We start from the raw sequence: 12,984 nt of genomic DNA, 5'->3' as shown, positions 1-12,984 counted from the left end.
CCTACGGGTAACGTGCTAATCGTAGGCCGGATAAAGCGTTCACGCCGCATCCGGCACGTCGCGTTAATCAATAAACAAGGCGGGAGAAATGCCGAATCGCGTTGCCAGTTTTTTAGCGTGTTCCAGCGTTAATTTCCTCTTCCCGCTCAAAACGCGTGACACCATCGATTTACTGCCAATTTCCGGCAGATCGGAAAGGGTTAAACCATATTGATCCATAAGGGTACGAATCACAGCTATACCGCCAGGCATGGCTTGAGCCATGGCATTAAATTCAGCAAATTCGGGCGCTGATTCTTCCCACGCGGTTATTTTGGCACACACCAGATCCAGCAAGGGGTTTTCAGGATCGTTGAGCAGCAGATGATCTACCAGTTCCAGCGCCTGGGTGTATTGTTCCTCGTTCTGAATACCCGCCAGAAAAGGTGCCACAGCAGTTAGCTTTTCTCCTGCTTGTAAGATGTCGGCAATCGCAATCATTTTTTCCCCTTAGTACGATGAACGGCGGTAAAGAAATCGTATTCTTTATGCGTCATAACTTCACGTATGTAGCACTTTTGCGATTCAAAAAAGACCATTGATACAACACGTAATTCATTGCCCCGACATTGAAAACATAATGCTTATCCAGATATTTGAAGTTATCCAGAGAAGGGAATACTGCTTTTAATGACTCAGGTTTTTTGAAATATCCCTTAGCAATCGTGTTCCCCAGAGCCACCAACTCCGTTTTATGTTGCGGGTATTTTTCCGCAGCATCTTTCAATGCTTTTTGAGTAATCAGGTGCATTCTTCATCACGTCCGTTGACAAATTGGCAACATGATAACATCCGTTGACAGATTGGCAACGGATGAATTTATCTGTGTGACGGAAGAATAAACGTAGAAAAACGCTAAACAAGAGAATGTAGAGGATGGTGACAGGGATTTTTTGTTTTATGGAAGCGCGATTCCAGAACTGGGCAGACATTGCCGGATGCGACGCTTGCCGCGTCTTATCCGACCTGGGGGTAATGTGCTGAACGTATGCCGGATAAGGCGTTTACGCCGCATCCGGCAGGTAGCTGTCAATCTTACCGACGACGCCCCAGCTTCACCGCTTTCAGCACCACAAATTTATTATTGGTGGCAATGGTGGTGCAGTTGCCAAAAATTTTCTTCAGTTTATGGAAGTAATCCAGGTGACGGTTGGCAACGATATACAGCTCGCCGTTGATTTTCAGGCAGCGGCGCGCGTGGTGGAACATTTCCCAGGCAACGTTATCGGTCAGTGCATGTTGCTGGTGAAACGGCGGGTTGCAGAGCACAGCATTAAAGCGGAACGGCTCCACGCCGGAGAGCGCGTTGTTGATCATAAACTCGCAGCGATCCAACGCCTCTGGCATGTTGGTTTCAACATTCAAACGGCTGGAAGCAACCGCCATCGGTGATTCATCGACAAACACCACTTTCGCCTGCGGGTTTTTATCAAGCAGCTTCAGGCCAATAACGCCGTTACCACAACCGAGATCGACAACCTCACCCTCGAGATTCTCTGGCAGATGCTGCATAAAGAAGCGCGCGCCAATATCAAGCCCGGTGCGTGAGAAGACATTCGCATGGTTGTGGATAGTCCAGTCAGTACCCTCCAGCTTCCAGCTAACGGTCTGCGGTGCATCAACCAGCGGCGGCTCGTTGAAAGTGCAGTTAATCAGGCGCGCTTTCTTCCATGCCAGCGTGGTGGTGGTCGGGCCGAGCACTTTTTCGAACAGTTCCAGCGTGGAGGTGTGAATGTCACGGGCTTTAGCACCGGCAATAATACGTGTATCCGGCGTGACTACTTTGCGCAATGCGCGCAGTTGCTGTTCCAGCAATGCCAGTGTTTTCGGCACTTTGATCAGTACCACGCCCGGCTGTTGCGGGTAGTCAGCGGTGCTGTCGAGAAACTTCACGCTCGATTCATCAATCCCGTTGAGGCGTAAATTCTCGCGCGTCGCCAGTTCGCTGATGTATGAGTCGCCAATGCTGTACGGCTTATGTTCCGCCAGCGCACAACTTAACGCCCCAAAGGCATCATTCAGGATTAACACCGGGCCGCGGATTTCTGTGTCGTCCAACTGTTGCAGCAAATATTCATCTGCCGCTTCCCACGCCTGTAGCGGGTTAACGTCATCCGTCGCCGGAAAACGTTGTAGTGTCAGTGAACGGAAACCGTTGTCTAAGTGGCTCATCGGCCCTCCTGAATGATAAAATTTCGACGTTGCCCCTGAAAAGGGTGCGTGAGTATACCCTTTTTCTCTTTTTCGTGGGCGGTTATGAGCAATCTTACTTATCTTCAGGGTTATCCCGAACAGTTGCTTTCCCAGGTGCGCACGCTGATTAATGAACAGCGTCTGGGCGATGTGCTGGCAAAACGCTATCCGGGAACACACGACTACGCCACCGATAAAGCCCTTTGGCAATATACTCAGGATCTGAAAAATCAGTTTCTGCGCAATGCCCCGCCGATCAATAAAGTGATGTATGACAACAAGATCCATGTGCTGAAAAACGCGCTCGGGTTACATACCGCTGTTTCGCGTGTGCAGGGCGGCAAGCTGAAAGCAAAAGCAGAGATCCGCGTCGCTACCGTGTTTCGCAACGCGCCGGAACCGTTTTTGCGCATGATCGTGGTGCACGAGTTAGCGCACCTGAAGGAGAAAGAGCACAACAAAGCGTTTTACCAGTTGTGCTGTCATATGGAACCGCAGTACCACCAGCTTGAGTTCGACACCCGGCTGTGGCTAACGCAGTTGTCGCTTGGGCAGGACAAAATCTGAAAATGATGTCAGGCGTTATCTTTTCTTCCTTTAGCGCCTAAAATCGACCTCCCCCCTTTCGTTAAGGATAACGACCATGCTGCGCGCCTTTGCCCGCCTTCTTCTCCGTATTTGTTTTTCTCGCCGGACTCTAAAGCTTGGCTGTTTATTGTTGCTTATAGCAGGAGCGACCATTTTTATTGCCGATCGCGTTATGGTCAACGCCAGCAAGCAGCTGACCTGGAGCGATGTCAACGCCGTTCCGGCGCGTAACGTGGGTTTATTGTTGGGGGCGAGGCCGGGTAATCGCTACTTTACCCGACGCATTGATACCGCCGCAGAGTTGTACCACGCCGGAAAAGTGAAATGGCTACTAGTGAGCGGCGATAACGGACGTAAAAATTACGATGAAGCCTCAGGCATGCAGCAGGCTTTGATCGCTAAAGGCGTACCCGCAAAAGTCATCTTCTGCGACTATGCCGGATTCTCAACGCTTGATTCGGTGGTGCGTGCCAAAAAGGTGTTTGGTGAAAGCCATATCACTATTATTTCGCAAGAATTTCATAACCAACGTGCCATCTGGCTGGCAAAACAGTACGGCATCGATGCCATCGGGTTTAACGCACCAGACCTGAATATGAAACATGGTTTTTATACTCAGCTGCGGGAGAAACTCGCTCGCGTCAGCGCAGTGATTGACGCGAAAATCCTCCATCGACAGCCGAAATATCTCGGGCCGTCGGTCATGATTGGGCCGTTTAGCGAGCATGGCTGTCCGGCGAAAGAATAATGCGTATCTGCGCACGTCGAAGATGAAAAAGGCGTGCTACATTGACGGCAGAATCCCTTTATGGAGTATCCACGCGTTATGATACGTTTCGCTGTGATTGGCACGAACTGGATCACCCGCCAGTTCGTCGAGGCCGCCCATGAGAGCGGTAAATACAAGTTAACCGCTGTCTATTCCCGCAGCCTTGAACAGGCCCAGCACTTCGCCAATGATTTTTCTGTCGAGCATCTGTTTACATCGCTGGAAGCGATGGCAGAAAGTGATGCTATTGACGCGGTGTATATTGCCAGCCCGAATGCCCTGCATTTTCCCCAGACACGACTTTTCCTTAGCCATAAAATTCATGTGATTTGCGAGAAACCGCTGGCGTCGAATCTGGCGGAAGTGGATGCCGCCATTGCCTGTGCGCGGGAAAATCAGGTGGTGCTGTTTGAGGCATTTAAAACCGCCAGCCTACCGAATTTCCATTTGTTACGCCAGGTACTGCCGAAAGTTGGCAAATTGCGTAAAGTCTTTTTCAACTATTGCCAATATTCCTCGCGATATCAACGTTATCTGGACGGCGAGAATCCCAACACCTTCAATCCGGCATTCTCCAACGGTTCAATTATGGATATCGGCTTTTACTGTCTGGCGTCGGCGGTGGCGTTATTTGGTGAACCGAAAAGCGTGCAGGCAACCGCCAGTTTGCTGGCAAGTGGTGTGGATGCCCACGGCGTGGTGGTGATGGATTACGGTGATTTCAGCGTTACCTTGCAGCACTCAAAGGTCAGTGATTCTGTGCTGGCAAGTGAGATTCAGGGCGAAGCGGGATCGCTGGTGATTGAAAAACTGTCTGAATGCCAGAAAGTTTGCTATGTGCCGCGCGGCAGCCAGATGCAGGATCTCACTCAGCCGCAGCATATTAATACCATGCTGTACGAAGCAGAGCTGTTCGCTACCCTGGTGGATGAACATCTGGTAGATCATCCAGGGCTGGCAGTCAGTCGTATCACCGCCAGGCTGCTGACCGAGATCCGCCGCCAGACCGGGGTGATTTTTCCGGCAGATAGCGTAAAACTATAATAGCCAAAGTAAAACAGTGTAAAAGGGATGTAACAGACCATTGACTGACCGAATGGTCTGTCATACTTTGTTACCTGCAAAGGGGAGTAACTTCATTGCCGGTCGATCGTCATTACGATGTGTGAAAAACCACATCCGGTCACCGGGCAACCTGAAAGGAATACGCAGACGTATTCCTTTTTTGTTGTAAGTGAGACCTTGCCGGAAGGCGAGGTCTATGCATAAAAAGCAGCGGCTGACGTCTTCCGACGTTGGCCGTTTTTTTATGTGTAAGGAACTTCTATGAATACTGTCGGCACGCCGTTGCTATGGGGCGGATTCGCTGTTGTTGTCGTCATTATGCTGGCTATCGACCTGTTGTTGCAGGGGCGTCGCGGGGCACATGCCATGACCATGAAACAGGCTGCGGCCTGGTCGCTGGTCTGGGTGACACTGTCGTTATTGTTCAATGCCGCTTTCTGGTGGTATCTGGCGCAGACACAGGGGCGCGAAGTCGCGGACCCTCAGGCATTGGCCTTCCTCACGGGTTATCTGATTGAGAAATCACTGGCGGTCGATAACGTCTTCGTCTGGCTGATGTTGTTCAGCTATTTCTCTGTTCCGGCGGCATTACAACGCCGCGTGCTCGTGTATGGCGTACTCGGGGCGATTGTTCTGCGTACCATCATGATCTTCACTGGCAGCTGGCTGATTTCGCAGTTCGACTGGATCCTGTATATCTTCGGTGCCTTCCTGCTGTTTACTGGCGTGAAGATGGCGCTGGCTCATGAAGATGAATCAGGTATTGGTGACAAGCCGCTGGTGCGCTGGCTGCGCGGTCATTTGCGTATGACCGACACCATCGACAACGAGCATTTCTTTGTGCGTAAGAATGGTTTGTTGTATGCCACGCCGCTGATGCTGGTACTGATTCTGGTGGAGTTGAGCGACGTGATTTTCGCCGTGGATAGCATTCCGGCTATCTTCGCCGTGACCACCGATCCGTTTATTGTGCTGACCTCAAACCTGTTTGCGATCCTCGGCCTGCGTGCGATGTATTTCCTGTTGGCGGGCGTAGCAGAACGTTTCTCGATGCTCAAATATGGTCTGGCGGTAATTCTGGTGTTTATCGGTATCAAGATGCTGATTGTCGATTTCTACCATATTCCGATCGCCGTTTCGCTGGGCGTGGTGTTTGGTATTCTGGTGATGACGTTTATTATCAACGCCTGGGTGAATTATCGGCATGATAAGCAGCGGGTGGGATAATTCGCTGTATATTAAGCCACTACGGGTGATAACTCCTTCCAGACAAAGATGAGCGATTAAGTATGTAACCGACTTATAGCTCTTTACAAAAAGATCGCTTGGGTGTTAGTGGCGTCAAAATCACCGAAGCGTTCCCTGCAGGCCGGGGCAGCGGCGATTGGCCGCTCCCTGCGCCAGTGACTTTATGTGGCATCGTACATCACAGGAGCGCAACAGTTCTCATATGCCAAATAGTTTTGCCTATATGTTATCTAATCAGTCTCAGCAGCCAGTCCTTCCGTCTGTTTATGTCAAATAAATGTAACCATTAAGTTGCAAAATATGACCTCTCTTTAAAATCCAGCATTTTTCGCTTCCCGAAGCTGTAACTTTCCTTATACTCGACCTTGCAAACACTTTGTTACATCCTGAAAGATGCGTCGACAGAACGCACCAGGGATGTGCGACAACACAATGAAAGGATCGAAAAATGACTACGCAACGTTCACCGGGGCTATTCCGGCGTCTGGCTCATGGCAGCCTGGTAAAACAAATCCTGGTCGGCCTTGTTCTGGGGATTCTTCTGGCATGGATCTCAAAACCGGCGGCTGAAGCTGTCGGTCTGTTAGGTACTTTGTTCGTTGGTGCCCTGAAAGCTGTAGCGCCGATTCTGGTGCTGATGCTGGTAATGGCATCTATTGCTAACCACCAGCACGGGCAGAAAACCAACATTCGCCCTATTCTGTTCCTCTATCTGCTGGGCACCTTCTCTGCTGCTCTGGCCGCGGTAGTCTTCAGCTTTGCCTTCCCTTCTACCCTGCACTTGTCCAGTAGCGCGGGTGATATTTCGCCGCCGTCAGGCATTGTCGAAGTGATGCGCGGGCTGGTAATGAGCATGGTTTCCAACCCCATCGACGCGCTGCTGAAAGGTAACTACATCGGGATTCTGGTGTGGGCAATTGGCCTCGGTTTCGCACTGCGTCACGGTAACGAGACCACCAAAAACCTGGTCAACGATATGTCGAATGCCGTCACCTTTATGGTGAAACTGGTCATTCGCTTCGCACCGATCGGTATTTTTGGGTTGGTTTCTTCTACCCTGGCTACCACCGGTTTCTCCACACTGTGGGGCTACGCGCAACTGCTGGTCGTGCTGGTTGGCTGTATGTTACTGGTGGCGCTGGTGGTTAACCCATTGCTGGTGTGGTGGAAAATTCGTCGTAACCCGTTCCCGCTGGTGCTGCTGTGCCTGCGTGAAAGCGGTGTGTATGCCTTCTTCACCCGCAGCTCTGCAGCGAACATTCCGGTGAATATGGCGCTGTGTGAAAAGCTGAATCTGGATCGCGATACCTATTCCGTTTCTATTCCGCTGGGAGCCACCATCAATATGGCGGGCGCAGCAATCACCATTACCGTGTTGACGCTGGCTGCGGTTAATACGCTGGGTATTCCGGTCGATCTGCCCACAGCGCTGCTGTTGAGCGTAGTGGCTTCTCTGTGTGCCTGTGGCGCATCCGGCGTGGCGGGGGGGTCTTTGCTGCTGATCCCACTGGCCTGTAATATGTTCGGTATTTCGAACGATATCGCCATGCAGGTGGTTGCCGTCGGCTTTATCATCGGCGTATTGCAGGACTCTTGCGAAACCGCGCTGAACTCTTCAACTGACGTGCTGTTCACTGCGGCAGCTTGCCAGGCAGAAGACGATCGTCTGGCAAATAGCGCCCTGCGTAACTAATACTTAGCCCCTTTCGTCTACGGCGGAAGGGGTTTTCTCCACTTTAAACGGATCAATTCCCCTTTTCTGCATCCGCCAGAAACGAATGATATTCAGGCCATTCATGAGCAGAAAACTCCCCTCAATCATCGTGCCGCCTATCGACCCCGCCCAGAAGTTGTGAATCACCCAGCAACACGTTGAAAACCACATTACGCAGCGCATGGTCAGCCCTTTACAGCGGAATAGCGCCCAGGTACTGACAATCGTGCCGATAACCGGCAATAGTTCGACAGGATGATGGAACTTCGCGAGGCCAATTCCGCCAGTCAGCACAATAAAAATCGCCATTACCCATAAGCTGCGCGTGCGTAAGGTAATCAGCGTACGAATGGCATTAAGGATGGCACTGGCACCAGCGGGATAGGTGCCCAGAAGAAAAAAATGTACGCCAATAACGGCGCTATAGACCGAAAGCTGCTTTTTGAAGCGACGTTCGTCACGATTGAAAAATGTTGTGATACCAATCAGAAAGGCGATGACACCCACGCCCTGGGCCAGCCAATACGCGGTCATGATAAATCCTTAGCAGGTATGGAAAAGCAAACGGCGCTTCACATTATGAAACGCCGTTTTTTATTAACAACTCATTTCGACTTTATAGCGTTACGCCGCTTTTAAAGATCGCCAGTTCGCGGAAGTCGTTACGCTCGTTGCAGGTTTGCTTACCGTTGGCAAACTCAACGATGGTGTCGATAAATTCTTCCAGCAACTGCGGCATCGCTTTACCGTGGATCAGCTGACCCGCGTCAAAGTCGATCCAGTGTTTTTTCTTCGCCGCCAGTTCACTGTTGGTGGCGATTTTCACCGTCGGCACAAATCCACCATACGGCGTACCACGACCCGTACTGAACAACACCATATGGCAGCCCGCACCCGCCAGGGCGCTGGTCGCTACGGCATCGTTACCCGGCGCACTTAACAAGTTCAGCCCCGGCGTTTTCAGACGCTCGCCGTAACGCAGCACGTCAACCACGACGCTGGAACCCGCTTTTTGGGTACAGCCAAGTGATTTGTCTTCCAGCGTGGTGATACCGCCCGCTTTGTTCCCCGGCGATGGGTTTTCGTAGATCGGCTGGTCATGGGCAATAAAGTACTGCTTGAAGTCATTGACCATGGTGACCAGTTTTTCAAACGTTGCTTCGTCACGACAATGGTCCATCAGCAACTGCTCTGCGCCGAACATCTCCGGCACTTCGGTCAGTACGGTAGTACCACCGTTAGCAATCACGTAGTCAGAGAAACGCCCCAACATCGGGTTAGCAGTAATACCAGAAAGACCGTCAGAACCACCGCACTCCAGACCAAACTTCAGTTCGCTGAGTTTGCCTGGCTCACGCTTGTCGTTGCGCATCACGTTATACAGCTGATGCAAATGCTCGATCCCGGCTTCGATCTCATCATCCTGCTGTTGGCAGATCATGAAATGAACGCGTTCAGGATCGATATCGCCCAACGTTTCACGGAATGCGGCAACCTGGTTGTTTTCACAACCCAGGCCAATCACCAGCACTGCGCCCGCGTTCGGGTGGCGCACCATATTTTGCAGCATGGTGCGGGTATTGATGTGATCGTCGCCCAGCTGTGAGCAGCCGTAGGTGTGGCTGAAGAGGAACACGCCGTCAGTACCTTCGGCGTTGTTGGTCTCTTTCAGGAAACGATTTTGGATCTGCCGCGCGATGCCGTTGACACAGCCCACGGTTGGCAGGATCCACAGCTCATTACGCACCCCGACATCGCCGTTAGCGCGACGATAGATCTGCACTTCACGATCTGCCGCTTGCGCAGGCAGATCCTGAAAATCAGGTTGATAGCGATACTGATCCAGATCGCTCAGATTCGTGCGCGTATTGTGGGCGTGAACGTGTTCCCCCGCCGCAATATCCGCCAATGCATAACCAATCGGCAGGCCATATTTAATGACGTTGGCCCCTTTTGCGATATCCGTTAACGCAAATTTATGTCCACGAGCAACATCCTGGCGCAGCGTAACAGTTTGGTTGTCGACACTGACTTCTGTGCCTTCCGCCAAATCTGCTAAAGCAACCGCGACGTTATCCAGCGCATGGATCTTGATGTATTGCATATCAACCCCAGACCTTAGTTCAGTTCAATGGCGAAGTAGTCACGCGCATTGTTAAAGCAAATATTTTTCACCATCTCGCCCAGCAGGTTGATGTCCGCCGGTGCTTCGCCCGCTTCCACCCAGCGGCCAATCATCTGGCACAGAATGCGGCGGAAGTATTCGTGACGGGTGTATGACAGGAAGCTACGGCTGTCAGTCAGCATACCGACAAAGCGGCTCAGCAGACCGAGCTGCGCCAGTTGGGTCATCTGACGTTCCATACCGTCTTTCTGATCGTTAAACCACCAGCCGGAACCGAACTGCATTTTGCCCGGCATACCTTCGCCCTGGAAGTTACCGATCATGGTGCCCAGCACTTCGTTATCGCGCGGGTTCAGGCAGTAGAGAATGGTTTTCGGCAGCAGGTTTTCTTCGTTCTGCTTGCTCAGCAGCTTAGACAGTTCTTCCGCCATCGGACGGTCGTTGATGGAGTCAAAGCCTACATCCGGCCCCAGCAGTTTGAACTGACGCAAGTTGTTATTACGCAGTGCGCCAATGTGGTACTGCTGTACCCAGCCGCGACGTGCATATTCAGCGCCAAGGAACACCAGCACCGCAGTTTTGAACTGTGCCACTTCGTGCTCGCTCAGGGTTTCGCCTGCCAGACGGCGCGCCAGAATGCTGTCCAGTTCCGCTTCGTTCGCTTCAGCAAACATCACCACGTCCAGCGCGTGATCAGACACTTTACAGCCGTGAGCAGCGAAGTGATCCAGACGCTTGGTCAGGGCCGTTTGCAGGTCAGCAAAACGACGGATGTCGGTATCAGAGACCTCACCCAGCTTCGCCATGTAGTCGTTAAAGGTCGCCTGTTCGATGTTGAAGGCTTTATCAGGACGCCAGCTCGGCAGCACTTTAATGGTGAAAGAGCCGTCTTTGGCGATCTCTGCGTGATGCTCCAGAGAATCGATCGGATCGTCGGTGGTGCCGACCATTTTCACGTTCATCTGCTGCATGATGCCGCGCGCAGAGAAATTATCCTGCGCCAGCAGTTCGTTACATTCGTTCCAGATTTCGTCAGCGGTAGACGGGGAAAGCAATTTGCCGGTAATACCAAATGGACGACGCAGTTCGAGGTGCGTCCAGTGGTATAACGGGTTGCCGATAGTGTGCGGAACGGTCGCCGCCCAGGCGTCAAATTTTTCTCGGTCAGATGCATCACCAGTACACAGACGCTCAGCCACGCCATTAGTGCGCATAGCACGCCATTTGTAGTGATCACCTTTCAGCCAGATGTCATACAGATTTTTAAAGCGGTAGTCTTCTGCGATTTGCTGCGGCGGCAAATGGCAATGGTAATCGAAAATCGGCTGGTCTTTTGCGTAGTCGTGATACAGACGGCGGGCAAATTCGGTATCTAACAGGAAATCTTCAGTCATAAACGGAGTCATTTTCGTCTTCCTCTCAACGAGTGAGCTAGCTTGCTTATGGTGCGATGCTGACAAAGTTATCACACCAATTTCCAGAGTCCGAAGATATTTTCGTGAGATAGATCAATAAACGTAGTTAAAAAAATTACTCTCAAAGTGGTAAATCTCGCTGCAAGCCGCGCCAGTACTGGCCTCGCTGTCATCAGGTAATGTCCCTACAAATATTCCCACATTTGTGATGGCTCTCACCTTTTAAAGTTGTATGACAAGTTATCTTTCTGCCGTCGCAAATCATAAGTCGACGGAATGCAAATTGCCGATTCATTCATTTGTTAGATGAATCGGGTTAACCGGTACGGAAGCCGAATTAGCACGAAACTTTCATGGCAACGTTCGGGGCGTGCCGGTTTTTTTTCGGTTACCCGGTCGTAACTAACATCTTCAGCCTCTGGCGGGATGATGGCCGCGCTTCCTGCGGATATAACAAAACGATGAGGTTTTACATGCGTAAAATTAAAGGGTTACGTTGGTATATGATCGCACTGGTGACGCTCGGCACCGTGCTTGGTTACCTGACGCGTAACACTGTGGCGGCAGCTGCGCCAACTCTGATGGAAGAGTTAAACATCTCCACCCAACAGTATTCCTATATCATCGCAGCCTATTCTGCTGCTTATACGGTCATGCAACCGGTAGCAGGTTATGTACTGGATGTGCTGGGTACGAAAATCGGTTACGCAATGTTTGCTGTACTGTGGGCTGTGTTCTGTGGCGCAACCGCGCTGGCAGGTAGCTGGGGTGGCCTGGCGGTTGCTCGTGGTGCGGTAGGTGCTGCAGAGGCGGCGATGATCCCGGCGGGTCTGAAAGCCAGTTCCGAATGGTTCCCGGCAAAAGAGCGTTCCATCGCGGTCGGCTACTTTAACGTAGGTTCTTCGATTGGTGCGATGATTGCGCCGCCGCTGGTGGTATGGGCAATCGTGATGCACAGCTGGCAGATGGCATTTATCATCTCCGGTGCGTTGAGCTTTATCTGGGCGATGGCATGGCTGATTTTCTACAAGCATCCGCGCGACCAGAAACATCTGACCGATGAAGAACGTGACTACATTATTAATGGTCAGGAAGCCCAGCACCAGGTTGACACAGCGAAGAAAATGTCCGTTGGTCAGATCCTGCGTAACCGTCAGTTCTGGGGTATCGCGCTACCGCGTTTCCTGGCTGAACCGGCCTGGGGTACTTTTAACGCGTGGATCCCGCTGTTCATGTTTAAAGTTTACGGCTTTAACCTGAAAGAGATCGCGATGTTCGCCTGGATGCCGATGCTGTTTGCTGACCTTGGTTGTATCCTCGGTGGTTACCTGCCGCCGCTGTTCCAGCGTTGGTTTGGCGTGAACCTGATCGTTTCCCGTAAGATGGTAGTAACGCTGGGTGCGGTGCTGATGATTGGCCCAGGTATGATCGGTCTGTTCACTAACCCGTATGTCGCGATTATGCTGCTGTGTATCGGTGGTTTTGCTCACCAGGCCCTGTCTGGCGCACTGATTACGCTCTCTTCTGACGTGTTCGGTCGTAACGAAGTGGCGACGGCGAACGGTTTAACCGGGATGTCCGCATGGCTGGCAAGTACGCTGTTTGCACTGGTAGTAGGTGCACTGGCTGACACCATCGGCTTCAGCCCGCTGTTCGCAGTTCTGGCAGTATTCGACCTGCTGGGTGCGCTGGTTATCTGGACTGTGTTGCAGAACAAACCGGCGATTGAGGTGGCGCAGGAATCACATAACGATCCCGCACCGCAACATTAAGGCTTAACGTAAGTTGTAATGACGAAGCCGCCTGTTCAGGCGGCTTCGTTGTTTGT

Annotated in this window: 11 protein-coding genes and 1 pseudogene; 6 read left to right on the top strand and 6 right to left on the bottom strand. The window is 51.7% G+C overall.

The features are described from left to right. Window positions 1-63: 63 nt before the first annotated feature. From higA to rlmG, 3 genes and pseudogenes are all read right to left on the bottom strand, one after another. Window positions 64-480, bottom strand: a complete 417-nt coding sequence (gene higA / locus BEB54_RS13310) for a type II toxin-antitoxin system antitoxin HigA (RefSeq protein WP_000560266.1) — start codon at window positions 478-480, stop codon at window positions 64-66. After that, window positions 477-790, bottom strand: a pseudogene (higB, locus tag BEB54_RS13305) (type II toxin-antitoxin system toxin HigB). The gene higA and the pseudogene higB overlap by 4 nt, the downstream one beginning before the upstream one ends. A gap of 284 nt (window positions 791-1,074) precedes the next feature. After that, window positions 1,075-2,211, bottom strand: a complete 1,137-nt coding sequence (rlmG, locus tag BEB54_RS13295; protein ID WP_032185165.1) for a 23S rRNA (guanine(1835)-N(2))-methyltransferase RlmG — start codon at window positions 2,209-2,211, stop codon at window positions 1,075-1,077. An 84-nt stretch (window positions 2,212-2,295) separates the two neighbouring features. Here rlmG and BEB54_RS13290 point away from each other — a divergent pair, with 84 nt between their 5' ends. The 5 genes from BEB54_RS13290 (at window position 2,296) to sstT (ending at window position 7,595) form a co-directional block, all read left to right on the top strand. Next, entirely contained in the window at window positions 2,296-2,799 is a 504-nt protein-coding gene (locus tag BEB54_RS13290) for a M48 metallopeptidase family protein (protein ID WP_001295542.1), read from the top strand. A gap of 76 nt (window positions 2,800-2,875) precedes the next feature. Beyond that, the gene (locus BEB54_RS13285) at window positions 2,876-3,568 is read left to right on the top strand and encodes a SanA/YdcF family protein (RefSeq protein WP_000942563.1); all 693 of its coding nucleotides are present in this window, start codon (window positions 2,876-2,878) and stop codon (window positions 3,566-3,568) included. Between the two features lie 78 nt (window positions 3,569-3,646). Continuing rightward, on the top strand, window positions 3,647-4,633 hold the full coding sequence (locus BEB54_RS13280; RefSeq protein WP_105276825.1) for a Gfo/Idh/MocA family protein: 987 nt from the start codon (window positions 3,647-3,649) through the stop codon (window positions 4,631-4,633). 282 nt (window positions 4,634-4,915) lie between these two features. After that, window positions 4,916-5,881 (top strand): TerC family membrane protein Alx, encoded by a 966-nt coding sequence (gene alx / locus BEB54_RS13275; protein WP_001098830.1) that lies wholly within the window; start codon window positions 4,916-4,918, stop codon window positions 5,879-5,881. 469 nt (window positions 5,882-6,350) lie between these two features. Further along, window positions 6,351-7,595, top strand: a complete 1,245-nt coding sequence (sstT, locus tag BEB54_RS13270) for a serine/threonine transporter SstT (RefSeq protein ID WP_000211655.1) — start codon at window positions 6,351-6,353, stop codon at window positions 7,593-7,595. A 3-nt stretch (window positions 7,596-7,598) separates the two neighbouring features. On the opposite strand, the gene BEB54_RS13265 is transcribed toward sstT, so the two are convergent. The 3 genes from BEB54_RS13265 to uxaC form a co-directional block, all read right to left on the bottom strand. After that, window positions 7,599-8,150, bottom strand: coding sequence for a YgjV family protein (locus BEB54_RS13265; RefSeq protein WP_000128138.1), 552 nt, complete (start codon window positions 8,148-8,150; stop codon window positions 7,599-7,601). 82 nt (window positions 8,151-8,232) lie between these two features. Further along, entirely contained in the window at window positions 8,233-9,720 is a 1,488-nt protein-coding gene (gene uxaA / locus BEB54_RS13260; protein WP_001199376.1) for an altronate dehydratase, read from the bottom strand. Window positions 9,721-9,734: 14 nt separating this feature from the next. Beyond that, on the bottom strand, window positions 9,735-11,147 hold the full coding sequence (uxaC, locus tag BEB54_RS13255) for a glucuronate isomerase (protein ID WP_000187442.1): 1,413 nt from the start codon (window positions 11,145-11,147) through the stop codon (window positions 9,735-9,737). Between the two features lie 482 nt (window positions 11,148-11,629). On the opposite strand from uxaC, the gene exuT reads away from it, so the two are divergent. Continuing rightward, a complete protein-coding gene (exuT, locus tag BEB54_RS13250; protein WP_001298326.1) occupies window positions 11,630-12,928 on the top strand; it encodes a hexuronate transporter ExuT in 1,299 nt (432 codons plus the stop codon). Window positions 12,929-12,984 lie beyond the last annotated feature (56 nt).

Origin of the sequence: Escherichia sp. MOD1-EC6021 (assembly GCF_002965245.1) — a bacterium.
In the GTDB taxonomy this organism is placed as follows: Bacteria; Pseudomonadota; Gammaproteobacteria; order Enterobacterales; family Enterobacteriaceae; genus Escherichia; species Escherichia coli_F.
Note: the sequence above shows the minus strand (reverse complement) of the source record. Positions and strands in the feature narration are given on the sequence as shown.